Origin of the sequence: Methylobacterium sp. WL119 (genome assembly GCF_008039875.1) — a bacterium.
GTDB lineage: Bacteria > Pseudomonadota > Alphaproteobacteria > Rhizobiales > Beijerinckiaceae > Methylobacterium.
In genome coordinates this window covers 80,529-103,440 of record NZ_VRUU01000006.1, presented here as the reverse complement: position 1 = coordinate 103,440, position 22,912 = coordinate 80,529, and the positions used below count along the sequence as shown (strand labels likewise).

Here is a 22,912-nt window from a genome sequence, read left to right as displayed (position 1 = left end):
ACCCGGCGGACGACCGGCTCCCGCCCGGTCCACCTGCTGTCAAGCTAGCTCGCCGCGGGGTCAAGGCAATGGGTGCGCATTGTCGCGCGCATCGCGCCCCCCGCCGGAGAGGCGATGCAGGGCGATCGCGCCGGCGGTGGCGACGTTGAGCGAGTCGAAGCCCGCCGCCATCGCGATGCGCAGGCCGCGCATCCGCGCCAGCACGTCGGCCGGCAACCCGGGGCCTTCCGTGCCGAGCAGCAGCAGCGTGCGGGCCGGCGCCGTCAGGTCGGCGACGTCCTCTCGCCCGGACGGGCTGAGCGCCAGCGGCTCGAGGGCGAGGGCGCGGGCGGTCGCGAGCCAGTCGGCGCCGGGATCCAAGCGCGCGAAGGGCACGGTCAGGGCGGCGCCGGCCGAGACGCGGATCGCCTTGCGGTAGAGCGGATCGCAGGTGCCGGCGTCGAGCAGCACCGCATCGGCACCGAAGGCCGCGGCGTTGCGGAACAGGCCGCCGACGTTGTCGTGGTTGGTCAAGCCGGCCAGGCCGACGACCAGCGCCGGGGCGGGCGCCGGCGGGACGACCGCGTCCGCACGCACGCCGTCGCCGCGAATGCCGACGGCGAGCACGCCGCGATGGATCGGGAACCCGGCCACCGCGCTCATCACCGCGCGGTCGGCGACGAAGACTGGCGGCGTGCCGGGGCCGGCCTCGATCGCGGCCGCGAGGCCGGCGACGCGCTCGGGCAGCAACAGGATCGATTCGGTGCGGAAGCGGGCCTGCGGCGACAGCATCAGCCGCAGCGTGACCTCGCCTTCGACGATGAAGCGACCGGCCCGCCCGACGAGGTCGCGCTCGCGCATCGCCGCATAGGGGGCGAGGCGCGGATCGGCCGGATCGGTGATCGGGATCGGCTGCACGGACCGCGCGTCGGCGGACATGCGGTCGGCGGCCCTAGGGTCCGGCTCCGCTCACGCCGGCGGACGGCCGCCCATGCGGATCGCCAGCGGGTCGGCCTCGGCCTTGGTCGGCACCTTCACCAGGGCCTCGCCGTCGAGCACGACCTCGCCGGCCACCGAGCAGGTGCACTTGAGGCGCGCGCGGCGCCGCTCGGGCACGAGCTCGGCTACCTCGACGGTCACGTCGACGGTGTCGCCGATGCGCACGGGCGCGCGGAAGTTCAGGGTCTGGCTGATGTAGACCGCGCCGGGGCCGGGGAGGCGGGTGCCGAGCACCGCTGAGATCAGCCCGGCGGTGTAGAGGCCGTGGGCGATGCGGGTGCCGAAGGGCGTGCGCGCCGCGAAGTGCTCGGACAGGTGGATCGGGTTGCGGTCGCCGGTGATCTCGGCGAAGCCGATCACGTCGGAGGAGGCGATCGTCTTCGACAGGGTCTCCGAGAGCCCGACTTCGAGGTCCTCGAAGTAGAGAACGCGCAATTCGGGCAACATCTGAGACTCCTCGTTCCGGCCGCACGGATTCGGTCCGGCCGCGGCCCCGCCTCGCACAGGTCGGGCGCCGAATCCAGCCGGGCGAAACGCCGAGGCCGGGTCGACAGCCCGCGCGCGGTGGGCGAAGAGGCGGCCCGGCCCGTCAACGGACACCGTCGCCCGCGTGGACTCCACCGCCTCCCCCCCGCTCCGCCCCGTCGTCGCGCGCGTCGCGGGGCTGAACCTCGGCTACTTCGGCATCGAGATCGCGGTCGCCCTGGCGATCGGCTCGGTGGCGTTGATCGCCGACAGCCTCGACTTCCTCGAGGACGCGGCGATCAACCTGCTGATCTTCGCCGGCCTCGGCTGGAGCGCGGTCAACCGCGCCCGCCTCGGCACGCTGATGGCCGGCATCCTGATGGTGCCGGCCCTCGCGACCGCCTACGCGGCCTACGAGAAGGTCTCGGACCTGAGCGCGCCGGCGCCGCTTCCTCTGACGCTCACCGGCCTCGGCGCGCTCGCCGTCAACCTGACCTGCGCCCTGATGCTGTCGCGCCATCGCGACGGCGCCGGCAGCCTGACGCGGGCGGCCTGGCTGTCGGCCCGCAACGACGCCTACGCCAACCTGGCGATCATCGCGGCCGGGCTCGCCACCGCGCTGCAGCCCTCGCCCTGGCCCGACCTGATCGCCGCGGCCGGGATCGCCATCCTCAACGCGGACTCGGCCAGCGACATCCTTCGCGCGGCCTCCGCCGAGCGCCGCGCCGCCCAGGAAGCAGGACCGCCCCCGTGAGGATCTTCCCGATCTCCGACCTCCATCTCGAGCGCCGCCGCCTCGATCTCATCGCCGCACCGAGCGGGGCGTTCGACGTGATGGTCTGCGCCGGCGATCTGTACGAGGGCCACCCCGAGCGCGGGCTCGCCGCCGTGCTGGCGCTGGCCGGCGGCCGACCGGTGGTGCTCGTGCCGGGCAACCACGAGCACTATGCGCCGACCGGCGACGCGCGAACCGCCCCCAAGCTCCTCGCCGCACTGACAGGGGAGGTCGAGCGCCTGAATGGCGCCGGTGCCCGGATCCACCTGCTGCAGCACGGCGCCACGTGCGTCCTCGATGGGGTCCGCTTCGTCGGCGCGACCCTGTGGAGCGACTGGTCCCTGGCCGGGCGCTGGCTCGCGGCGGACGCGCCCGACCGGCCGGCCGACCCGGTGAGCTACGCGGCCGAGCGGATGACCGACCCGATCACCGGTTCGCGAGAGTACCGCGGCTCGATCCGCAAGGCCGACGGCACCGCCTGGCTTCCCGCCGACGCGATGGCGGCCCACGCCTCCGAGCGCCGCCGGCTGCTGGCGGCCCTGGCGCAGCCGTTCGACGGGCCGACGGTGGCGGTGACGCACCATCCCCCGAGCCCGCGTGCGGCCGACGCCTTCCGCGATGCGCCGGGGGTGCCGTGGTGGGTGCCGGCCTTCTACGCGACCACGGTGCTCGACGACCTCGAAGACGCCGCGCGGCCCGTCCTGTGGGTGTCCGGCCATTTTCATGCCGGGCACGACATGGCGATCGGGCGCTGCCGATGGGTGGCGAACCCGGTCGAGGGCGCGACCTACGCGGCCGACCGCGTCGTCGCCGTGGCGTGAAGCTCGGCCCGGTCGACGCAAGGCGACGCCGCCGCGCCGCCCGGCGCGAAACCTCCTGCACGGCTCGTGCGTAGGGCTGCCACGTCCTTCCCGCGGGAGAGCCCTTGCCGTGAACACCTTCCTCGCCGTCGTCCTCGTCTGCGCCAACGCGATCGCGCAGGAAGCCTGCACCGACAACAAGGCCCTGGAGGTGCGCAAGGTCCGCGTCGCGAACGAGCTCGGCTGCACCAACGGCTGGCAGGAGATCATCGCCCGCACGGACCTGCGCGACGAGATCGGCAAGACCTCCTACCTCAAGACCGAGTGCCGCCGGGTGAAGAGCCCGCAGTGACCGCGGGGCGCCTCAGCATCCGGCCTTGAAGGCGATGGGGCCGGTGGCGAAGCGGATCTCGCCGCGCCCGTTCCGGATCTCGCCCCCGGCGTAATGGAGCGCGTCGTCGCGGTTGCGGAACAGGCCGCCGGCGATCCCGTGGCTCTCCAGCGCGACCCAGCAGCCGCCGGCATCCTGCCCGATGGTGAAGCTGAGAGCGGGCGCGTCCGGGATGGCGGGCGGGCGGCCGGCGACGGCGGCGAGGGCGGATCGAAGGTTCGGCATGGTCTCACGCGGGGCTGGCGCGGCCCCTTGCCGGAACCGCACCGCCAAGATCGAGCCGCCCACGTAAGGAATCGAGCGTCTCCGCCGCGCGATGCCATGAGCGTGTCGTGAGGATCGGCCTACTTCTCGTACTTGACGTAGGCGAAGCGTGCGTCCGTCGGCGTCCCTTCCAGGCCCTGGCCCTCGAGGCCCGGCTGCCAGGAGACGACCTCCTCGATCTTGCGCGCCAGCGCGAAGTCCTTGTCGGTGATGCCCTTGGCGGCATGGTTCATCAGCCGCACCTCGACCCAGGCGTAGGAAGCGGTCAGGTCGGGGTGGTGCCACGCGGCCTCGGCGAGGTGGCCGATGGTGTTGATCACCATCAGCGTGCTCTTCCAGCTCGCGGTCTTGTAGGTGCGGCGAATCCACCCGTCCTCGTAGCGCCAGGCCGGGATCTCGGCGGCGATCCGAGCGGCGATGGTCTCGTCGTCCAGGGCGCCTTCGCGTGGCTCGGCCATGATCTCTCTTCCGATGTCGGTTGTCCCCTTCGAGCCTGCCCCGGCCACCGCTCCCGCGCAAGGCGGTTGTGGACGGGCCGCGTGCTGCGCCCTATGACCTTTCGGCAACGGCACCCTCGGCGTCGGAGCCTCACCGCTCCGGCCGGGGCGGCCCCAAGGCCGAACCGGCCGGCAAGACCTCCAGGGAGAAGGCGCCATGCTGTCACGGCGCGGATTGCTCGCCGCCGCGCTCGCCGGCCTGCCGGTGCTGTCGCATCCGGCGCTGGCGGCCCCGAGCGTGCGCCTCGGCAGCCTGCCGTTCGGCACGGTCGCGTGGGAAGCCGCGGTGATCAAGGCGCGCGGGCTCGACGCCGCCAACGGCTTCACCCTCGACCTCGTCAAGCTCGCCGGCAACGACGCGGCACGGATCGCGTTCATGGGCGGCCAGGTCGACGTGATCGTCGGGGACCTGCTCTGGGCGGCCCGCCTCGGCAACGAGGGCCGGGCGATGCGCTACGTGCCGGCCTCGACCTCCGAGGGCGCCGTGATGGTGCCCGCCGCGAGCCCGGTGAAGACCCTCAAGGATCTCGAAGGCAAGCGCCTCGGCGTCGGCGGCGGGCCGCTCGACAAGAACTGGCTGCTGCTCAAGGCCCAGGCGCAGGACGCGGCCGGCTTCGACATCGAGGCCAAGACCGAGATCGCCTACGGCGCACCGCCCCTGATCGCTTTGAAGCTCGAGCAGGGGTCGCTCGATGCCGCGCTCACCTACTGGACCTACTGCGCACGCCTCGAGGCCAAGGGCTTCCGCCGGCTGATCGGCGCCGACGACATGATGCGCGCGCTCGGCGCGAAGGGCGCGTTCGCGCTGATCGGATACCTGTTCGAGGCGCAGACCGTCGCCGAGAAGCCCGAGGCGATGGCCGGGTTCGTGCGCGCGGTGCGCGCGGCCAAGGACATGCTCGCGGCCGACCCCTCCGCCTGGGAGATTGTGCGCCCGCTGATGGCCGCCGACGACGACGCCATCTTCGAGGCCCTGAAGCGGGAATACCTCGCCGGCATCCCGCGCCGCCCGCTGGCCGAGGAGCGCAGCGACGGCGAGCGGCTGTTCTCGGTGATGTCGAGGCTCGGGGGCGAACGCCTCGTCGGCACCGGCACCGGCCTGCCGCCGGGCCTGTACTACGACGGGAAGACCGGTTGATCCGCGCAAGCGCCTCGAACCGCCGCGCCATCCTCACCCGTCTCGGCTCGATGCTGGTGCTGCTCGCCGCGTGGCAGGCTGCGGCACAAGCCGCGGGCTCGCGGATGCTGCCGACGCCGCTCACCGTGGCGGCCTTCATCGGCCGGGAATCGGCGCGCGGCGACCTGTGGACCAATGTCGGGATCACGCTGGCGCGGGTCGGCGTCTCGTTCGTGCTCGCGATGGTGCTCGGCGTGCTGCTCGGCGTCGCGCTCGGCCGCTCGAAGCGCCTGAACACCCTGCTCGACACGCCGCTGCTGGCGATGCTGAACACGCCCGCCCTGGTGATCACGGTGCTGGCCTACGTCTGGGTCGGCTTGAACGAGTCGGCCGCGATCCTGGCCGTGGTGCTGAACAAGCTGCCCAACGTCGCGGTCATCCTGCGGGAGGGCGCGCGCGACCTCGACCCGGGCCTTGAGGAGATGGCGCGGACCTACCGGTTCGACCGGCGCTCCTGGGTCGCCCACGTGCTGGTGCCCCAGCTGCAGCCCTACGTGGTGGCCGCGGCGCGCTCCGGCCTGTCGCTGGCCTGGAAGATCGTGCTGGTGATCGAGCTGCTCGGCCGCCCCAACGGCGTCGGCTTCGCGATCAACTACTACTTCGTCCAGAGCACCGACGTCGCCGCGATCCTCGGCTACAGCATCGTGTTCATGAGCGTGATGATCGCCATCGACATCCTCCTCCTGCAGCGGCTCGAAGCGCATGTCCGCCGCTGGCGATAAGATGTCCGCCGCCGTCGACGAGATGTCGGGTTCCGACGCGGTCCTCACGGTCGAGATCGCGCGAAAGGTCTACCATCCGGCCTCGGCCGAGCCGGTGGAGGCGGTGCGCGACCTCGCCTTCGCGATCCGGCCGGGCGAGATCGCCTGCCTGATCGGGCCCTCGGGGGCCGGCAAGACCACGACGCTGCGGATCCTGCTCGGGCTCGACGCCGATTACGACGGCTCCATCGTGCCGGATCCGCGCGCCTCGGAGACCGGGCCGGGCATGGTCTTCCAGGAGCCGCGCCTGCTGCCGTGGCGGACGGTGGAGCAGAACGTGCGCCTCGCGATGCCGCGGCCGCAGCGCGGGCGCGACCTCGACGGGCTGTTCGCCCATCTCGGGCTCGCCCCCTGGCGCGGCCGCTATCCGGGCGCGCTGTCGTTGGGGATGCAGCGCCGCGTGGCGCTGGCCCGCGCGCTCGCCAACGACCCGCGGCTCCTGGTGCTCGACGAGCCGTTCGTGTCGCTCGACGACGCGGCCGCCGCCTCGCTCCGCGGCCTCGTGGTCGACACCGTCGACCGGCTCGGCATGAGCGTGCTGATGGTGACCCACAACGTCGCCGAGGCGATCGCCGTCGCCGACCGGCTGCTGCTGCTCTCCCCGCGCCCGGCGAGCCTCGTCGCCACCATCCCGCTCGACCGGCCGCGGCCGCAGCGGGACCGCGCCTGGGCAGATGCGACGCGACAGGACCTGGCGCAGCGCTTCCCCGGCGTCATCGCGGAATAGCGTTCCTTCGAGCGGAAGGGCCGGCCTCACTCCACCTTGGCGTCGACGTCGAGCTTGTCGAGCACCGCACCCGGCGTGCGGGCCAGGCCGAAATCGGCGAAGCCGAGGCCGGCGGCGTTCTTCGCCTTCGCGGTCATCGTCAGGCGGCCGGGCTTCGTCACGAACTGGCCCAGCGCCGCGCCGATCGCCCGGGCGGCGGGCGAGTTCCCGAGCATCGCCGGCACGCCGAACTGGGTTGCCGCCACGTATTCCTGGCGCAGCTCCTCCGGCTTCAGGCTGAGGGCCTTCGCCTGGGCCGCGAGGAAGCGCTCGAACAGGCCGGTATTCTGGATCGTCAGGTCGAGGGCCTTGGCGGTCGCCGTCAGCATCAGCAGGCTCGCCGCCGGGATGTGCGAGGCGAACAGCTCCGGCCCGAGGCCGCCGATCGTCCCGGCGAGCCGCAGCGAGCCGATGTCGCGGCCTGACAGCGTCATCTCGCGCACCGCGACCTCGCGCTTGGCCTCGTCCCAGGCGGAATCGACCACGAGGTTGAGGTCGAGATCGGCATAGCCGTAATCCGGCAGGGCGCCGAGCACCGGCATGCCGGCGACCATCGCCGCGGGGAACGTCAGGCCCGAAAGATCGAGGCGGCTCGCGGTCGGCACCCCGTCGCGCAGCGGCCCGAAGGTCAGGGCGCCGCTGCGCAGGGCGAGGTGGACCGGTGCCGCACCGGGGGCGGCGGGCGTGGCGAGGGGATCGCCGGACTTAGCGGTGGCCGGAGGCCTGGATGCGGTCCGGCCGGGCTCCTTGCCGACCGGGGCCGGGGCGCCCGGCATGTCGAGGCTCAGGTCCTGCAGCGCCAGGCCGCCGACCGCGGGGGTGAGGCGGCGCAGCTCCTCGTCGGTGACGGCGGTGTCCGGGTTGGCGAGGCGGCGCAGGGTCGCGATGGTCGGGGCGAGGGAGACGCCGGTGAGCGCCACACGCGCGAGCCGGGCCTTGAGGCCGCCCTGCGCGAACGCGATCGCCTCCAGGGTCGTGCCGCTCTCGGCGCCGGTGCCGCCGTGAGCCAGGCGCCCGACCTCGACCAGCATCGGCTCGCCGGCGCCGGTCCGGCTGATGGCGAGGCCGCGCAGCTCGAGGCTGCCGAACGCGACGGCGTCGGCCAGGTCGGTGGCGGTTCCCGCGAGCTTGCCGCGCTCGGCCGCCGTCATCTCCGGGTCGACGGCCTCGAGCCCGCGGGCGAGCCCGGCCATCGCGCCGTTCCAGCCGCCGGGGACCTGGCGTCCGCCGAAATCGCGGCCCTCGAGCCCGGCGATCCGAATCGTGACGCCCGAGGCTTCCGTGTAGGTCACGTCCGAGGCCTGGATCGCGGCGTAGATCCGCTGGACCGGCCCCTTGCCGTCGCCGGATTCCGACGAGAGCCGGACGAGCGCGGCGAGGTCGAGATCGCTGGCGACGATGCGGCCGTAGGTGCCCGACCCCGGGTGCGCGCCGGTGACGGAGACCCCGGCGCCGGCCATGGTCAGCTCGGCGATGCGGCCGGCGCGCACGTCGCGCGCCGCGACCTCGCGATAGGTCACGGTCTGCAGCGATCCGCCCGGGCCGGGATGTTCGGAGACGAGGACCGGGATCGAGATGCTCGCCGCCTCCAGGCGTGCGAGGCGGGGCGCCCAGGGCTCGGGCGAATCCGCCTTGAGGATCGCCGTCAGGTCGTCGCGCGAGAGACGCGTGCCGCTGACCGTGATCCGCGCCGCCTTGAACACCGTGTCGCCGAGCGGCAACGCGACGTCGACCAGCACGACGTCCTGGACCGCCGAGGCCGCCTCCTGCGCCGCCGCAGGCCGGCCCGTCGTCCCGACGCCGAGGACGAGACCGGCACAGAGGCAGAGGCGGGCCGCCCGGATCAGGCTGGCGCGGACCGTTCGGTGACTGATCATCGTGTGCGGACCGCTGACGAATGTTCTATCCGAGGAGACGGCGCTGTCGTCCCGCATTTCGCCGCGCGAGGCAATCGGTGCGCCACGTCGCGACTCACGCTTGTCGGCGCCTGTCGTTCCGGCACCACGATGCCGGCGACTGCAACCAGCCCCGACACCACCCTCGGGGCCGCACGGGACAGCGCCGCGCCCCTCGAAAGATCAGAGCGAGAACGAGGTGCCGCAGCCGCAGGACGAGGTCGCCTGCGGGTTCTCGATCTTGAAGGACTGCCCGATCAGGTCGTTCACGAAATCGATCGTGGATCCGGCCATGTACTCGAGCGACACCGGGTCGACGACCACGGTGGCGCCGTCGCGCTCGATCGTGACGTCCTGCGCCTCCTGGTCGCGGGTGATGTCGAAGGCGTAGGAGAAGCCGGAGCAGCCGCCGCCGTTCACGCTGACGCGAAGCAGCGCGCCCGGGGGCTCGGCACCCATGATCTCGTTGATGCGCTTGGCGGCGCGGGGGGTCAGGGTGATCTCGGCCATCGGGAGAGCCATCGGCGCTGTTGTCGGGTCCGGGCGCGGCGGGCGATTGCCCGGCGCGTGATCGATCCAAGATATGGGGTACGACGGCGCGCCGCAACGCGTGCCGCGTCGAACTGCGAGGGAACCATGCCGGCAGCACATCACGAACCGGGCGGGAGGCCGCGTGCGCGCCAACGGTGAGCGCTGGCGCGCGGCCTACGCCACCGACCCGGGCGCGACCCGCGGACGGCTGATCCCCGAGCCGGCCTCGCCGACGCGGAGCGATTTCCAGCGCGACCGCGACCGGGTGGTGCACTCGACCGCCTTCCGACGGCTGAAGCACAAGACCCAGGTCTTCGTGCATCACGAGGGCGACCATTACCGCACCCGGCTGACCCATACCCTCGAGGTCAGCCAGATCGCCCGGGCGCTCGCCCGCGCACTGGGCCTCGACGAGGACCTGGCCGAGGCGCTCGCGCTCAGTCACGACCTCGGCCACACCTGCTTCGGCCATACCGGCGAGGACGCGCTCGATGCCTGCATGGCCGAGCATGGCGGCTTCGACCACAACGCGCAGGCGCTGCGCATCGTGACCCGGCTGGAGCGGCGCTACGCCGGCTTCGACGGGCTGAACCTCGCCTGGGAGACGCTGGAGGGCCTGGTCAAGCACAACGGCCCGCTGCTCGAGCCGGACGGTCGCCCGACCCCGCGCTACGCGCGCACGGGCATCGCGGCGGCGATCCTCGAATACGACGCGCTGCACCCCCTGGAACTGGCGCACCATGCCGGGCCGGAGGCGCAGGCGGCGGCGCTCGCCGACGACATCGCCTACGACAGCCACGACCTCGACGACGGCCTGCGCGCCGGATTGTTCGATCTCGCCGACCTTGAAGCGGTGCCGTTCCTGCGCGGATTGCTCGACGAGATCGCCGCCCTGCATCCCGGGCTGGAGGTGTCGCGCACCATCCACGAGCTCGCCCGGCGGGTGATCACGCGCTTCGTCGAGGACGTGATCGCGGAAAGCCGGCGCCGCCTGGACGTGCTCGCACCGCGCGACGTCGCCGCGATCCGTAGGGCGCAGGCTCCGGTGATCGCGTTCTCGGAGGAGATCGCGGCCGCCGACGCCGACATCAAGCGCTTCCTCTACGCGCGGATGTACCGCCATCCGGAGGTGATGGCGGTGCGGGCGAAGGCGAACGCCATCGTCGCGGACCTGTTCTCGGCGTTCTCGGCCGATCCGACGCGGATGCCGGTGGAATGGAGCGAGGGCTTGTCCGGCGCACCGGCCGGCCGCATCGCCCGGCGCATCGCCGACTACATCGCCGGCATGACCGACACCTACGCGGTGCTCGCCCACCGGCGGCTCTACGCGTCGACGCCCGACCTCCACTGGAGCCCGCCGAGCCGCGGATTGCCCCTGACCGAGCCGTAGGGCAGGGCGCCGCACCGGGGCGGACGCGACGGAGGAGCCGCCAAGCGCCCGCCGTCGCGTTCGTCACCCGGCCCGATCAGTAGCCCGCGCAGGTGCAGCCGCTGCCGTAGCCGTAGGATGCGGGCGCATAACCGCCATAGCCGCCATACCCGCCGCCGTAGGCGGGCGCGTAGCCGCCGTAGCCGTAACCACCGCCGTAGCCATATCCGCCGCCGTAGCCGTAGCTGCTGCCGTAATCGTACCCGCCGTAGCCGCCGGCCAGCGCGCCGGCGGCGAGCCCGACACCCAATCCGATCCCAGCGCCGGCGAGGCCGTAGCCGATCCCCCGGCCATAGCCGCCGCGGTAGCCGCCGTAACCGCCCCGGTATCCGGCAAGACCGCCGCGGTATCCGCCGTAGCCGCCGCGCGCTCCGACGAAGCCGGCGCTGCGGAAACCGCCATGCGCGCCGTAGCCGCCGCCGTACGGGCGCGCTTCCGCGCCGGCGGGAAGCAGGATCAGGGCGGCACCGAGGGCCGTTCCCGCCAGGATGAGGGCCTTCATCACGTCGTCTCCACCGAAACCGAGGGGCGCTTCGGCAGGATCGCCAGGCGCAACGGCCTCGATGGTAGGCGCTCCGGCACCGCCCGGCGGGCGTCAGTGTACGCACCCCGCCGGTTATCCCAGGTCGATCGCGCGATGACGCACCCGACGGTTGAGACCCGTTCGTGGAACAAGGCTGCATCCCATTGCCCGCCGGTCCGCAACCGAGGGCGATCCGCCATGTTGGGGCATACCGCACCGCACAAAAGGTATCGGCGCCCGCGCCTTCGCCCCCGTGCCAACGGAGCCCATGCATGGTCTCGCTGCCGATTCTCGCCCTCGCCGTCGCCTCCTTCGGGATCGGCACCACGGAATTCGTGATCATGGGCCTGCTGCCGGAGGTGGCGCAGAGCTTCGGCGTCACCATCCCGCAGGCCGGCTACCTGGTCTCGGGCTACGCGATGGGCGTGGTGATCGGCGCGCCGCTGGTCGCCATCGCCACCGCCGGCCTGCCGCGCAAGACCGCGCTGCTCGCGCTGATGGCGGTGTTCCTGGCCGGCAACGTCGCCTGCGCCGTCGCGCCCACCTACGCGACGCTGATGCTCGCCCGCATCGCCACCGCCTTCGCCCACGGCGCCTTCTTCGGCATCGGCGCGATCGTGGCGCGCGATCTCGTCCCGCGGGAGAAGCGGACCCAGGCGGTGTCGCTGATGTTCGCCGGGCTGACGCTGGCCAACGTGCTCGGCGTGCCGCTCGGCACCGCGCTGGGGCAGGCGGCGGGCTGGCGCGCCACCTTCTGGGCGGTGGTGGCGATCGGCGTCGCGGCGGGCCTGGCGATCCATCTGTTCGTGCCGGCCGGGCTCCCCGGCTCGCGCGGCGGGCTGGCCCGGGAGTTCCGGGCGCTCGGGCGCTGGCCGGTGCTGCGGCCGATGCTGGTCTCGACCCTGTCCTCGGTGAGCTTCTTCACGGTGTTCACCTACATCACGCCGCTCCTGATGGGGGTGACCGGGCTCAGCGCCCGCGGCGTCACCGGCGCGCTGTTCGTCGCCGGCATCGGCCTCACCGCCGGCAACCTGATCGGCGGCCGCCTCGCCGACGGGAATCTCACCGCCACGGTGATCGGCAGCTTCCTCGGCCTCATCGCCGTCCTCGCCCTGCTGGCGGGCGTCGCCCACTTCGAGATCGCGATGCTGACGGCGCTGGTGGTCTGGAGCGGGCTCGCCTTCGCCCTGGTCTCGCCGTTGCAGATCTGGGTGGTGGAGGCGGCCAGCGATGCCCCGAACCTCGCCTCCACCCTGAACCAGGGCGCGTTCAACCTCGGCAACGCCACCGGCGCCTGGCTCGGCGGCGTCGCGCTGACCGCGGGCGTCGGCTACGGCCAGCTGCCGCTGATCGCGGCCGCGGTGTCGGCCCTCGGGCTCGGCCTCGCGCTGTCGGCGATGTCGGGGCCGACGCGCTCGGTCCTGCCGGCGCCGGTCCACCCCGGCTGATCGCGCCGCGGGGACGCTATCGCTCTGGTTGCAGGATACTGCCGCTCACGCATGCGACAACGCCGAACCGTTAATATTTGGCTACACACATGCGCCCGATGCATGCGCGAAGTGCAACCTTGTCCATTGTTGCAGCGCACCATGATCGGCATCTTCGGAGCGAACGGACGGCCCTGCGGCCGTCGCCCCACGGAGAGCGATCCATGACCCAGCCTGCCCCGAAGCCCGGCCTGTTCTCGCAGATGCTCCGCCTCTGGCTCGAGCACAACCAGCGCATGCTCGACATGCGGATGGGCCCGTTCTGAGCCTGCGATACGAACCGCCCGGTCCCTGAAAAGCCGGTCCCGCGCATGCGCCGGGCCGGCTTTTTCATGTCCTCGATCCGGCGTCAGCTTCGTGCCAGGTCGCCGAGCAGGCTCGCGGCGACGGTGGCCTTCGAGACCGTCAGCCCCGAGGCCGCGATGGCGTCGACCGCGCTGCGGATGCGGGCCAGCGACGAGCCGCGGGCCTTGCCCCAGGCGGCGACCGCCTCCGGGCCGGCGCCGATGTCGCCGACGACCTCGGCGGTGAGCTGCCGGTGCGCGGACGAGATGCCGGCCACCGCCCGCTCGAGCGCGACGCGGTCGAAGGTGTCGGAGACCGGCGCCGCGCGAGCGGCTTCGGCGAGCGCGTCGAGGGAGAATTCCCGCTCCAGCGCGAAGTGCGTCGCCGCGATCTCCGCGACCGGCCGCCCGCTGGTGCCGGCGACGCGGACGATGTCGGGCGCCGAGGTCAGCGCCCGCAGCGAGGCGAGGCGGAGTGCCGGCTCCGCATCCATGCCCTGCCCGACGAGGTCGGCGCGCCGCCGCTCGATCGCCGCGTTCGCCTCCGTGCCGAGGACGCCGGGGAGGGACGCGAGCACCGCGGCGATCCCGTCGCGATAGCGCGCCACCAGGGGAGCGATGCCGCCGGCGAGGTCGAGGTTGCGGATGAACCAGACGATGCGGTTGACCAGCAGGTCCTGCACCTCGGCGTAGAGGCCGATCTGGGCCTGCCCGCCGATCCGCCCGGCCAGCTCGTCGATGGCCGCGTTCAGCTCCATCAGGCCGAAGGCGTCGCGGGTCACGGCGTAGGCCTTGGCGATGGTGGCAGCGTCCGCCCCGGTCTCGTCGGTCAGCCGCGTGACGAGCGAGATGCCGCCGCGGTTGACGATGATGTTCGACAACGCCGTCGCGATGATCTCGCGGCGCAGACGGTGCCCCCTCACCGCATCGGGGAAGCGCTCGCGCAGGGCCTTGGGGAAGTAGCGCTGCAGCTCGCGGTCGAAGTACGGGTCGTCCGGCACCGGGCTCGCCAGCACCGCGTCGTAGAGCGAGAGCTTGGCGTAGGCGAGCAGCACCGCGTATTCCGGCCGCGTCAGGCCCTCGCCGCGGCACATGCGCTCGGTCAGCGTCGCGTCGTCGGGCAGGTACTCGACCGCGCGGTCGAGGCGGCCTTCCGCCTCCAGCGCCTGCATCGTCCGCATCGCGAAGCCGGCCTCGCCGAGGCCGCGGTGCTGGGCGAGCGAGAGCGCCAGCGTCTGCAGCTCGTTGTTGCGCAGCACGAGGTGGGCGACCTCGTCGGTCATCGCGACGAGGAGCGCGTTGCGGGCATCCGCATCGAGGCGGCCGTCGCGCTCCGGGATCATCAGCGCGATCTTGATGTTCACCTCGACGTCCGAGGTGTTGACGCCGGCCGAGTTGTCGATCGCATCGGTGTTGAGCCGGACGCCGGCCCGCGCCGCCTCGATGCGCCCGCGCTGGGTCAGCCCGAGGTTGGCGCCTTCGCCCACCGCCTTGGCGCGGATCTCCGGGCCGGTGATGCGCACGGCGTCGTTGGCCCGGTCGCCGGCCTCCTCGTCGGTCTCGGTGGTGGCGCGGACGTAGGTGCCGATGCCGCCGAACCAGAGCAGGTCGACGGGCGCCTTGAGGATCGCCTGCATCAGCTCGGCGGGCGAGGCGGAAGCGCGCTCGAACCCGAGCACGTCCCGGATCTCGGCCGAGAGCGGGATCGCCTTGAGCGCGCGCGAGAAGACGCCGCCGCCGGCCGAGATCAGGCTTTTGTCGTAGTCGGCCCAGCTCGACCGGCCGAGGTCGAACAGGCGTTTGCGCTCGGCAAAGCTCGCCGCCATGTCGGGCGTCGGATCGAGGAAGATGTCGCGGTGGTCGAAGGCCGCCACCAGCTTCAGGGTGCGCGAGAGCAGCATGCCGTTGCCGAACACGTCGCCCGACATGTCGCCGACGCCGACCACCGTCACCGGATCAGCCTGCGTGTCGACATCGATCTCGCGGAAGTGGCGCTTCACCGCCTCCCAGGCGCCGCGGGCGGTGATGCCCATGCCCTTGTGGTCGTAGCCCTGGCTGCCGCCGGAGGCGAAAGCGTCGCCGAGCCAGTGCCCGCGCTCCAGCGAGAGCGCGTTGGCGATGTCGGAGAAGGTCGCGGTGCCCTTGTCGGCGGCGACCACGAGGTAGGCGTCGTCGGGGTCGTGCCGCACGGTGTCGGCCGGCGGCGCGATGCCCTCGGCGACGAAGTTGTCGGTGAGCTCCAAGAGGGTGCGGATGAAGATGCGGTAGCTCTCGGTGCCCTCCGCCAGCCATGCGGCGCGATCCGAGGCCGGCGGCAGGCGCTTGGGAAAGAACCCGCCCTTGGCGCCCACCGGCACGATCACCGCGTTCTTGACCTGCTGCGCCTTCACCAACCCCAGAATTTCGGTGCGGAAATCCTCCGGCCGGTCGGACCACCGCAGGCCGCCGCGCGCGACGTAGCCGTAGCGCAGGTGCAGCCCTTCCACGCGGGGCGAATAGACGAAGATCTCGAAGAACGGCCGCGGCAGCGGCATGCCCGACACCTTGGTGCAGGCGAACTTGAAGGCGATCGTCTCGCGCGGGGTGCCGTCGGCGGCCTTCTGGAAGAAGTTGGTGCGGACCGCGGCCTCCACGAGGTTGACGAAGCGGCGCAGGATCCGGTCCTCGTCGAGGCTGGTCACGTCGGCGAGCGCCGCCTCGATGCCCTCGCGAACCGCCGCCTCGGCGGCCCCGCGGTCGCCCCCGGCGGCCGGATCGAACCGGGCGTGGAACAGCGCGACGAGCTGGCGGGCGATGCCGGGATGCTGGCTCAGGGTCGCGGCGAGGTAGTCCTGGCCGTAGCGCACGCGGAGCTGGCGCAGGTAGCGGCCGAGGCCGCGCAGCAGCGCCACGTCGCGCCAGGCGAGGCCGGCCTCCAGCACGAGGCGGTTGTAGCCGTCGGATTCGGCCTGGTCCGCGGCGATGGCAAGCATCGCCGCCTCCAGCGGCGCCTCGAGCGGGCCGATCTCGATGGCCGCACCGGTGGCGCGCTCCAGCAGCATGTCGTGCAGCCAGACCTTGGTGTCGCTCCCCGCCGGCAGCACGCTGTAGGTCCGCTCGTTGATCACCCGGAAGCCGAGGTTCTCCAGGCCGGGCACCCGGTCGGACAGCGGCAGCGACGCCCCGCGCGAGAACACCTTCAGGCGCACCTGCGCCGCCGGGTCGGTGTCGCGGCGGTCGATCGCGACGGCGCGCGGGCGGTCCTCGGACAGGGATTCGAGGATGGCGATGTCGGCGATGGCGACCTCGGCGGAGAAGTTCTCGCGGTAGGCCGCGGAAAAGCCCTCGCCGTAGCGGGCGGCCAGCGCCCGCGCCTCGGATCCGCCCATGGCCTCCGTGAGCGCGGCGCGCAGCGCGTCGCCCCAGGTCCGCACCAGGGCGGCGATGCCGGCCTCCAGCACCGAGGGGTCGCGCTCCGGCGCGCCGGCTTCGGAAAACCCGACGATGTAGTGGATCCGGGCCAGCGGCCCGTCGGGCAGGTCGGGATAGGTCGCCGAGAGCCGGCCGCCGTATTCCTGGGCGAGATAGGCGCCGATGCGGGCGCGCACGATCGAGTCGTAGCGGTCCTTCGGCACGTAGACGAGGAGCGAGACGAAGCGCCCGAACCGGTCGGTCCGCGACAGCACGCGGATGCGCGGCCGGTCGGCGAGGTTGGCGATGGCGAGGGTGAAGCGGAACAGCCGGTCCACGTCGATCTGGAACAGGTCGTCGCGCGGGTAGGTCTCCAGCACGGCGAGGAGCGCCCGCCCGGCATGGCTCGTCGGGTCGAGGCCGGCCTTCTCGACCACGGCCGCGACCTTGCCGCGGAGATAGGGCACCTCGCGGGCGAGCGCGGTGTAGGCCGCGGCGGTGAACAGGCCGACGATGCGGACCTCGCCGGTGAGCTTACCCGTCGCGGAGAACAGCTTGACCGCGACGTAGTCGAGATGCGCCGCGCGGTGGACGCGGGCCTTGAGGCTCGCCTTGGTGATGATCAGCGCGTGCGGCTCCTCGAGGAACGCGACGATCTCCGGCGTCATGTCCACGAGCGCCCGCCCGCGGCGCAGCACGGCGAGGCCCGGATCGCGCAGGATGCCGAGGCTTTCGGCCTCGGCCGCCCGCTCGCCGGGCAGCGCGTGCTCGCGCATGCCGAGCAGCGTGAAGTGGCCGTCGCGCAGCCATTCGAGGAAGGCGCGCGCCTCGGCGACTTCGCCCTCGGGCAGCGGCGGGGGATTGCGGCCGTAGCCCTCGGCGAGCGCGCCGAGCCGGGCCAGCATCGCGTCGTGGTCGTCGGTGACCAGGGCCACATCGCGAAAGACCTGCGCGAGGCCGGCTTCGAGGCGTTCGCGCGCCTCGCCGGCATCGAGCCGGTCGAGGTGGATGTGGATGAAGCTCTCGCGCAGCAGGGCGCCGTGGGCGTCCGCCGTGGTCTCCCCGACGACGCGGACGAGCGCCCCGTCGGCGTCCCGCTCGACGCCGAGGATCGGGTGGGCGACGAGGTGGGGCGTCAGGCCCTGCTCGGTCAGCTCCGCCAGGGTCGAGTCGAGCAGGTAGGGGCGGTTGTCGTTGACGACCTCGACGACGGTCAGCTCGCGGGTGCGCCCGGGGCCGGACACGGCGACGTCGACGAGCCGCAGGTTCGCCGCCGAACCCGTGGCGCGCGGCACCGCAAGATGCGCACGCGCGGCGATCGCGAGGTCGGCCAGCGCCTCGGCCGGGTAGGGCGCCAGGTCCTCCGGCGGCACCCGGCCGAACAGGTCGCGGACGAAGCCGCCCGGTCCGCCGCGGCCGCCCACGATCGATGCCGCCGCCTCGATCAGGTCGGTGCGGGCGGATTTCGCCTCGCTCGTCGCCAGGGCGGTGGCCGATTCCAGCGCCGATTCGGTTTCCAGCACCATGGGCGGGGACCCTCCGGACCGGCACCGACGCCGGTCCCGCCCCGGACGTTAGGGGAGGGCCCATGGCGAGTCGATGACGCTCGCCGCTCGCAGGCCCGCGCCGGGTGACAGGCGGGCCGCGACGACCGGCGTTCCGGAAGGGGCGCCGCTGCCGTCCGGCGTTGCTCCTGCACGCACCGTACCGGTTTCCACCGGTCGCGCTCTCGAAAACGGGAACCCCGCCGGGACTCGCCGGTTGACGCCATATTGGAGCTGTTCTAATTAAGAACTGCAGACGGACGACGGGGCCGGTGACGGTTCCGACAGCCCGCGACAGACGCCCGAACCGGAGAAACCCGATGACCTCGACCAACGCCTCCTGCAACAGCTGCCGCTTCTTCGACGACCACAAGACCAACGGCGCCTCCGCCGTCGGCGATCAGGGCCTGTGCCGCTTCAACCCGCCGGTGAGCCAGCCGGCTCCCGAGTCCAAGGGCCTGTGGCCGGTGGTGGCCTCGCAGGATTGGTGCGGCCACTTCACCGCCGAGATGACCGCGGCCGAGTGATCCCCGCGCGATCCCGAAGGGATCGCCGAACGATCGACCGCAGGGGCCGGCGCCGTCGCGCCGGCCCCTTTTTTGCGTGAGCGGATCGATGACGCCTGACCTGCGCCCGGCCGTCGACGCCGACATCGCCGCGATCGCCCGGATCTACGCCGACGCGGTGACGAACGGCACCGCGAGCTTCGAGACCGAGCCGCCGACTTTGGCCGAGATGGCGCGGCGGCGGATGGCGCTCGTCGCGGACGGCTATCCCTACCTCGTCGCCGAGCGCGACGGCGCGGTCTGCGGATACGCCTATGCCGGCCCCTATCGCGCGCGCGCGGCCTATCGCTCGACGGTGGAGGATTCGGTCTACGTCGCCGAGGCCGCGCGCGGTGTCGGGATCGGCCGCGCCCTGCTGGCGGCGCTCATCGCAGCCTGCGAGGCGATCGACGCGCGGGTGATGGTGGCGGTGATCACCGATCCGGGCTCGGAGGCGTCGGTGGCGCTGCATGCGGGCCTGGGCTTCGCGCATGCCGGCGTGCTCGAGAACGTCGGCCACAAGCACGGGCGCCGGCTCGGCACGGTGCTGATGCAGCGCCGGCTCGGGCCCGGGCCGGACGCGGCCCCGTCGCGGACGTGAGCGAGACGGTCGCCGGCCCGCACGCTCAATCCAATCGGTAGCGCACCGGCTCCATCGCGGGCGGAAGCGGCTCGCCGAGGGCGTCGAGCACCGTGCGCTCGGCCGTGCGCAGCATCGCATCGAGGGGCAGGTCGTTCGCCTCCAGGCCGAAGGGCTCTTCCAGCTCGTCGCCCAGCGCATCGAGGCCGAAGAAGGTGTAGGCCACCAGCATGGTCGCGACCGGCGTCGCCCAGCCGAGCGAGGCCGACAGCCCGAACGGCAGCAACAGGCAGTAAAGCCACGCCGTGCGGTACAGCAGCAGGGTGTAGGCGAAGGGCAGGGGCGTGCCGTGGATCCGCTCGCAGGCGGTATGGATCGCCGACAGGTCCGAGACCTTGCGCTCGAGGACGCCGAACAGCACGTCGGTGAGATGCCCGTCGCGATACGCGCCCGCGAGGTCGCGGGTCAGGCCGGCGAGCACCGCATCGGTCGGGCTCGGGCAGGCGCGCAGGCGCGCGACCTCGCCCGGCGGCAGCCAGGGCGCGACGGCGGCCGCCTCGTCGAGGCCGCGCAGCCGCGCGTGCAGGCCGTGGCCGAAGCCCGCGAGCCGGCGCAGGCCGGTGCGGCGGACCGCATCGTGCTCGGGGCCGGGCAGGAGGGCGACCAGGGTCCGGCTCAAGCCGCGCATCTCGACGATCAGCGCGCCCCACGCCTTCCGAGCCTCCCACCAGCGCTCGTAGCAGGCGTTGTTGCGGAAGCTGAGAAAGATCGAGAGCGCCAGCCCGATCAGGGTGAACGGGCCGATCCCGGCCGTCACCGGAAACCGTTCCGGAACGCGCTGCTCGACCGCGACCACCAGCGCGGCGAAGGCCGTCAGCCCGAGGACCTTCAGCGCCACCCGCGGCAGGATCGAGCCGCGCAGGGTGAACAGGATGGCGAAGAGGTTGGGACGGGGGCGAACGATCATGGATGGCAGGCTTAGCCGAAGCGGGTCGCTCCCGTCATCGGCCGTGCGGCACGGCGCGCCGAGGCACGGCCATGATCCCGTCATGTTCCGAGCGGATGGCGGGGCCCAGAGATTGGGCACGCGGGCGGGGCGAAGGCCACGGCGCGGGCGCGCGGAAGGAGTAGTGGGTATGACGGTTCGACGGATCGGCGCGGGAATCGGCGCCTGGGCCGGGCGTGCGATGGCGCTGGCCATGCTCTCGGGCATCGCGCACGCGGCGACGCCCGCGGACCCGAGCGGCACGTGGCTCACCGAGGACGGGCGTGCCCGCATCCGGGTGGAGAAGTGCGGCCCGAGCAACAAGAGCCTATGCGGCTACGTCGTGTGGCTGAAGGTGCCGCTCAACGACAAGGGCCAGCCGCGGGTCGACTTCAAGAACCCCGACGCGAGCAAGCAGACGCGCGCATCGCTGGGCCACCAGCTCATCATGGGGCTGAAGCCAAACGCCGACGCCCATTACGAGGGCAAGATCTACAATTCCGAGGACGGCAAGTCCTACGACGTGACGATCTGGTCCGACACCCCGGAGGAGCTGACCGTCCGCGGCTGCCTGATCGCCTTCCTGTGCAAGTCGCAGACCTGGAACCGCGTGACCGACGTGGTCGCCGGCCAGATGACCGGGCCGACGAACGGTCCGGGAGGCCCGCGCACCGATCCGGAATACATGGCCGCCAAGCCGGCCGCGACCGGCTCGACCGCCGCCAAGCCCGCAGCGGCGAAGCCCGGCGCGAAGCCGGCCCCGGCTCCGGCCGCCGGCACGCCGCCCGCGGCCGCGCCCGCCGACGAATAGGCGCCGCAGAACGAAGGCGCTGTCGACCACGAGAGCGTCTCCCGTGATCCCTGGATCACGGGAGACGCTCTGTTTCGTCGTGTGGTCGCATTTTCTTCACGTGCGTGGGGATTTGCTTCGCCCGAGAATGCTCCCCCGCGCCCCGGTCCCGCGTCAATCGGTCAGCGCGGCGTAGGTCAGCACCCGCAGCTCCTTTCGGATCGGCAGGGCCGAGGACGGGACGAGCTGCGTCAGCAGCACCACCGCGAGCTCCTCGGCCGGGTCGACCCAGAACGCGGTCGAGGCCATGCCGCCCCAGGCGACCTCGCCCGGCGTGCCGACGATCTGGGCCTTGGCCGGATCGAGCATCACCGAGAAGCCGAGCCCGAAGCCGATGCCGTGATAGGACGATTCCGCGAAGCGCGGCGTGCCGATCGCGGCGAGGTCGCCGGGCAGGTGGTTCATCGTCATCAGCTCGACCGTCTTGCGCCCGAGCAGGCGCGCGCCGTCGAGCTCGCCCTTGTTCAGGATGAACCGGCAGAAGCGCAGGTAGTCGGAGGCCGTCGAGACGAGGCCGCCCCCGCCGCCGGCGATCGCCGGAGGCTTGGCGAAATGGGTCTCGACCGCGTCGTCGTAGAGCGTCAGCGTGCGGGTGCGGTCGTAGACGTAGTTCGCGGCGAACCGCCCCATGTTCTCGGGTCTCACGAAGAAATCGGTATCGATCATGCCGAGCGGCGCGAGCACGGCGTCGCGCAGGTAATCCGCGAAGTCGCGCCCCGAGACGACGGCCACGAGGTGGCCGAGCACGTCCGTCGAGACGCTGTAGTTCCACGCCTCGCCGGGCTGCGACAGGAGCGGGAGCCGGGCCACGGTCGCCACCACCTCGGCGAGGCTCGCATCCGGGCGCAGGAAGTCGGCGCCCTGCTGGCGGTAGAGCGCATCGACCAGGGTCGATTCCATGAAGCCGTAGGTCAGGCCGCCGGTATGGGTGAGCAGGTCCCGGATGGTGATCGGGCGGCGGGCCGGCTCGGTCTCGAGCTTGGCGCGGTTGCCGCCGGTCGCGACCCGCATCTCGGAAAACTCCGGCAGGAAGCGCGCGACCGGGTCGTCGAGCTGGAACTGGCCCTCCTCGTAGAGCTGCATCACCGCGACCGAGGTCAGCGGCTTGGTCATCGAGTAGATCCGCGTCACCGTGTCGGTGGTGAACGGCGTCCTGCGGGCGAGGTCGGCGAGGCCGTGGGCGCGCTGGAACACCGTGTGCCCGCGCCGCGCCACGCTCACCGACAACCCGGCGAGCTTGCCCTCCGCGACGAGGCTGCGCATCCAGCCGTCGATCCGTTCCAGGCGTCCCGGGTCGATGCCGACGTCCTGCGGCCTTCCGTCGATCGCATCGCTCATGCCGTGCTCCTTGTTCCCGGCGCCCGATGTAGCGGTCCTGGGGCGGCGGGACAGCTCCCGAGGCTCACCAGCCCATCGTTCCGGGCCCGCCCTTGAACGGGCCGACGATGCCGGGGGTGATCCAGCCGCCGTAGAAGCCGCCCGGCTGCGGCTCCGCGCGGACGCCGCCGACGGTGCAGGCCTCCATCGGGCCGGCATAGAAGGCGACGTAGCCGGCGATGGCTCGGAAATCCGGCGTCGGATCGGGATAGGCCCAAGCGGCACCGGGAACAGCCGCGCCGGGAATCGCTGCGCCGCCCGCCGTCACGTCGAACAGCACCGCGCGGCCCTTCCATTCGCAGATCCCGGCCCGGTGCGCCGGCCCGAGCACGCCCTCGGCGACGTCGGCGGGCGGGAAGTAGTAGGTCGGCGAATGGCTGGTCTCGAGCACGCGGAACCCGGCCCGCGTCTCGGCGATGGTGCGGCCGCCGAGGACGACCTTCAGCGTCGCGGCGACCGGCTCCAGCCGGGGCGGGCGCGGATAGGCCCACACGCTCTCCTCGCCGGGCTTCGTCGGGGATGGGGTCGGATGCATCGCGTCGTCCTCGGTTCGTCTCGTCCGAAACATAGGGCGCCGCGAAGATGCGTTTGCCGAAAACGCGCGGCGTGCTAGCCCCG

General features: G+C 72.5%; 22 protein-coding genes. 11 read left to right on the top strand and 11 right to left on the bottom strand.

Annotation, left to right across the window (positions count from 1 at the left end; all coding sequences use genetic code 11):
* Positions 1 to 60: 60 nt before the first annotated feature.
* Both FV227_RS05030 and croR read right to left on the bottom strand, forming a co-directional pair.
* Entirely contained in the window at positions 61 to 918 is an 858-nt protein-coding gene (locus tag FV227_RS05030; protein ID WP_147858437.1) for an RNA methyltransferase, read from the bottom strand.
* A gap of 30 nt (positions 919 to 948) precedes the next feature.
* The gene (croR, locus tag FV227_RS05025; protein ID WP_147727936.1) at positions 949 to 1,425 is read right to left on the bottom strand and encodes a 3-hydroxybutyryl-CoA dehydratase; all 477 of its coding nucleotides are present in this window, start codon (positions 1,423 to 1,425) and stop codon (positions 949 to 951) included.
* Positions 1,426 to 1,588: 163 nt separating this feature from the next.
* Between croR and FV227_RS05020 the strand changes: the two genes are divergently transcribed.
* From FV227_RS05020 to FV227_RS05010, 3 genes are all read left to right on the top strand, one after another.
* On the top strand, positions 1,589 to 2,197 hold the full coding sequence (locus tag FV227_RS05020; protein WP_147727937.1) for a cation transporter: 609 nt from the start codon (positions 1,589 to 1,591) through the stop codon (positions 2,195 to 2,197).
* Positions 2,194 to 3,039, top strand: a complete 846-nt coding sequence (locus tag FV227_RS05015) for a metallophosphoesterase (RefSeq protein WP_147727938.1) — start codon at positions 2,194 to 2,196, stop codon at positions 3,037 to 3,039. The genes FV227_RS05020 and FV227_RS05015 overlap by 4 nt, the downstream gene beginning before the upstream one ends.
* A gap of 109 nt (positions 3,040 to 3,148) precedes the next feature.
* On the top strand, positions 3,149 to 3,370 hold the full coding sequence (locus tag FV227_RS05010; RefSeq protein WP_147858436.1) for a hypothetical protein: 222 nt from the start codon (positions 3,149 to 3,151) through the stop codon (positions 3,368 to 3,370).
* 12 nt (positions 3,371 to 3,382) lie between these two features.
* On the opposite strand, the gene FV227_RS05005 is transcribed toward FV227_RS05010, so the two are convergent.
* Positions 3,383 to 3,634 carry an RAG2 PHD domain containing protein gene (locus tag FV227_RS05005; RefSeq protein WP_147727940.1) on the bottom strand — a complete coding sequence of 84 codons (252 nt, stop codon included), beginning with the start codon at positions 3,632 to 3,634 and terminating at the stop codon, positions 3,383 to 3,385.
* A gap of 119 nt (positions 3,635 to 3,753) precedes the next feature.
* Positions 3,754 to 4,131: a 4a-hydroxytetrahydrobiopterin dehydratase gene (locus FV227_RS05000; protein ID WP_147727941.1), complete on the bottom strand. Its 378-nt coding sequence runs from the start codon at positions 4,129 to 4,131 to the stop codon at positions 3,754 to 3,756.
* A gap of 196 nt (positions 4,132 to 4,327) precedes the next feature.
* Between FV227_RS05000 and FV227_RS04995 the strand changes: the two genes are divergently transcribed.
* From FV227_RS04995 to FV227_RS04985, 3 genes are read left to right on the top strand one after another with little or no spacing between them, the layout of a single operon-like run.
* A complete protein-coding gene (locus FV227_RS04995) occupies positions 4,328 to 5,308 on the top strand; it encodes an ABC transporter substrate-binding protein (protein ID WP_147727942.1) in 981 nt (326 codons plus the stop codon).
* 50 nt (positions 5,309 to 5,358) lie between these two features.
* Positions 5,359 to 6,069: an ABC transporter permease subunit gene (locus tag FV227_RS04990; RefSeq protein WP_147727945.1), complete on the top strand. Its 711-nt coding sequence runs from the start codon at positions 5,359 to 5,361 to the stop codon at positions 6,067 to 6,069.
* A 1-nt stretch (position 6,070) separates the two neighbouring features.
* Positions 6,071 to 6,835 carry an ATP-binding cassette domain-containing protein gene (locus FV227_RS04985; RefSeq protein WP_147727943.1) on the top strand — a complete coding sequence of 255 codons (765 nt, stop codon included), beginning with the start codon at positions 6,071 to 6,073 and terminating at the stop codon, positions 6,833 to 6,835.
* Positions 6,836 to 6,861: 26 nt separating this feature from the next.
* Here the strand turns inward: FV227_RS04985 and FV227_RS04980 are convergent, their stop codons facing one another.
* Both FV227_RS04980 and FV227_RS04975 read right to left on the bottom strand, forming a co-directional pair.
* Positions 6,862 to 8,751, bottom strand: a complete 1,890-nt coding sequence (locus tag FV227_RS04980) for a hypothetical protein (protein WP_147858435.1) — start codon at positions 8,749 to 8,751, stop codon at positions 6,862 to 6,864.
* Positions 8,752 to 8,952: 201 nt separating this feature from the next.
* Entirely contained in the window at positions 8,953 to 9,279 is a 327-nt protein-coding gene (locus FV227_RS04975; protein ID WP_147728759.1) for an iron-sulfur cluster assembly accessory protein, read from the bottom strand.
* A 163-nt stretch (positions 9,280 to 9,442) separates the two neighbouring features.
* On the opposite strand from FV227_RS04975, the gene FV227_RS04970 reads away from it, so the two are divergent.
* On the top strand, positions 9,443 to 10,690 hold the full coding sequence (locus FV227_RS04970) for a deoxyguanosinetriphosphate triphosphohydrolase (protein WP_243937517.1): 1,248 nt from the start codon (positions 9,443 to 9,445) through the stop codon (positions 10,688 to 10,690).
* A gap of 76 nt (positions 10,691 to 10,766) precedes the next feature.
* Here the strand turns inward: FV227_RS04970 and FV227_RS04965 are convergent, their stop codons facing one another.
* The gene (locus FV227_RS04965; RefSeq protein ID WP_147728761.1) at positions 10,767 to 11,231 is read right to left on the bottom strand and encodes a hypothetical protein; all 465 of its coding nucleotides are present in this window, start codon (positions 11,229 to 11,231) and stop codon (positions 10,767 to 10,769) included.
* Between the two features lie 293 nt (positions 11,232 to 11,524).
* Here FV227_RS04965 and FV227_RS04960 point away from each other — a divergent pair, with 293 nt between their 5' ends.
* The gene (locus FV227_RS04960; protein ID WP_147858434.1) at positions 11,525 to 12,700 is read left to right on the top strand and encodes an MFS transporter; all 1,176 of its coding nucleotides are present in this window, start codon (positions 11,525 to 11,527) and stop codon (positions 12,698 to 12,700) included.
* A gap of 388 nt (positions 12,701 to 13,088) precedes the next feature.
* Here the strand turns inward: FV227_RS04960 and FV227_RS04955 are convergent, their stop codons facing one another.
* Positions 13,089 to 17,939, bottom strand: a complete 4,851-nt coding sequence (locus FV227_RS04955; RefSeq protein ID WP_147858433.1) for an NAD-glutamate dehydrogenase — start codon at positions 17,937 to 17,939, stop codon at positions 13,089 to 13,091.
* 338 nt (positions 17,940 to 18,277) lie between these two features.
* On the opposite strand from FV227_RS04955, the gene FV227_RS04950 reads away from it, so the two are divergent.
* Both FV227_RS04950 and FV227_RS04945 read left to right on the top strand, forming a co-directional pair.
* Positions 18,278 to 18,484, top strand: a complete 207-nt coding sequence (locus tag FV227_RS04950; RefSeq protein ID WP_147729034.1) for a hypothetical protein — start codon at positions 18,278 to 18,280, stop codon at positions 18,482 to 18,484.
* An 88-nt stretch (positions 18,485 to 18,572) separates the two neighbouring features.
* Positions 18,573 to 19,103, top strand: coding sequence for a GNAT family N-acetyltransferase (locus tag FV227_RS04945; RefSeq protein ID WP_147858432.1), 531 nt, complete (start codon positions 18,573 to 18,575; stop codon positions 19,101 to 19,103).
* A gap of 25 nt (positions 19,104 to 19,128) precedes the next feature.
* Here the strand turns inward: FV227_RS04945 and FV227_RS04940 are convergent, their stop codons facing one another.
* On the bottom strand, positions 19,129 to 20,049 hold the full coding sequence (locus tag FV227_RS04940; protein WP_147858431.1) for a bestrophin family protein: 921 nt from the start codon (positions 20,047 to 20,049) through the stop codon (positions 19,129 to 19,131).
* Positions 20,050 to 20,218: 169 nt separating this feature from the next.
* On the opposite strand from FV227_RS04940, the gene FV227_RS04935 reads away from it, so the two are divergent.
* Positions 20,219 to 20,878 (top strand): DUF2147 domain-containing protein, encoded by a 660-nt coding sequence (locus tag FV227_RS04935; protein ID WP_147858430.1) that lies wholly within the window; start codon positions 20,219 to 20,221, stop codon positions 20,876 to 20,878.
* A 153-nt stretch (positions 20,879 to 21,031) separates the two neighbouring features.
* Here FV227_RS04935 and FV227_RS04930 read toward each other — a convergent pair whose 3' ends face one another.
* A complete protein-coding gene (locus FV227_RS04930) occupies positions 21,032 to 22,255 on the bottom strand; it encodes a serine hydrolase domain-containing protein (RefSeq protein WP_147728398.1) in 1,224 nt (407 codons plus the stop codon).
* A gap of 64 nt (positions 22,256 to 22,319) precedes the next feature.
* A complete protein-coding gene (locus FV227_RS04925; RefSeq protein ID WP_147858429.1) occupies positions 22,320 to 22,829 on the bottom strand; it encodes a DUF427 domain-containing protein in 510 nt (169 codons plus the stop codon).
* Positions 22,830 to 22,912 lie beyond the last annotated feature (83 nt).

Bases quoted from the DNA above. Each gene is read 5' to 3' on its own strand.
- FV227_RS04940 (WP_147858431.1), bottom strand. From the start codon at position 20,049: ATGATCGTTCGCCCCCGTCCCAACCTCTTCGCCATCCTGTTCACCCTG.
- FV227_RS04945 (WP_147858432.1), top strand. From the start codon at position 18,573: ATGACGCCTGACCTGCGCCCGGCCGTCGACGCCGACATCGCCGCGATC.
- FV227_RS05000 (WP_147727941.1), bottom strand. From the start codon at position 4,131: ATGGCCGAGCCACGCGAAGGCGCCCTGGACGACGAGACCATCGCCGCT.
- FV227_RS04935 (WP_147858430.1), top strand. From the start codon at position 20,219: ATGACGGTTCGACGGATCGGCGCGGGAATCGGCGCCTGGGCCGGGCGT.
- croR (WP_147727936.1), bottom strand. From the start codon at position 1,425: ATGTTGCCCGAATTGCGCGTTCTCTACTTCGAGGACCTCGAAGTCGGG.
- FV227_RS04950 (WP_147729034.1), top strand. From the start codon at position 18,278: ATGACCTCGACCAACGCCTCCTGCAACAGCTGCCGCTTCTTCGACGAC.
- FV227_RS04965 (WP_147728761.1), bottom strand. From the start codon at position 11,231: ATGAAGGCCCTCATCCTGGCGGGAACGGCCCTCGGTGCCGCCCTGATC.
- FV227_RS04995 (WP_147727942.1), top strand. From the start codon at position 4,328: ATGCTGTCACGGCGCGGATTGCTCGCCGCCGCGCTCGCCGGCCTGCCG.
- FV227_RS05005 (WP_147727940.1), bottom strand. From the start codon at position 3,634: ATGCCGAACCTTCGATCCGCCCTCGCCGCCGTCGCCGGCCGCCCGCCC.
- FV227_RS04925 (WP_147858429.1), bottom strand. From the start codon at position 22,829: ATGCATCCGACCCCATCCCCGACGAAGCCCGGCGAGGAGAGCGTGTGG.
- FV227_RS04960 (WP_147858434.1), top strand. From the start codon at position 11,525: ATGGTCTCGCTGCCGATTCTCGCCCTCGCCGTCGCCTCCTTCGGGATC.
- FV227_RS04980 (WP_147858435.1), bottom strand. From the start codon at position 8,751: ATGATCAGTCACCGAACGGTCCGCGCCAGCCTGATCCGGGCGGCCCGC.
- FV227_RS04955 (WP_147858433.1), bottom strand. From the start codon at position 17,939: ATGGTGCTGGAAACCGAATCGGCGCTGGAATCGGCCACCGCCCTGGCG.
- FV227_RS05030 (WP_147858437.1), bottom strand. From the start codon at position 918: ATGTCCGCCGACGCGCGGTCCGTGCAGCCGATCCCGATCACCGATCCG.
- FV227_RS04990 (WP_147727945.1), top strand. From the start codon at position 5,359: ATGCTGGTGCTGCTCGCCGCGTGGCAGGCTGCGGCACAAGCCGCGGGC.
- FV227_RS04975 (WP_147728759.1), bottom strand. From the start codon at position 9,279: ATGGCCGAGATCACCCTGACCCCCCGCGCCGCCAAGCGCATCAACGAG.
- FV227_RS04930 (WP_147728398.1), bottom strand. From the start codon at position 22,255: ATGAGCGATGCGATCGACGGAAGGCCGCAGGACGTCGGCATCGACCCG.
- FV227_RS04985 (WP_147727943.1), top strand. From the start codon at position 6,071: ATGTCCGCCGCCGTCGACGAGATGTCGGGTTCCGACGCGGTCCTCACG.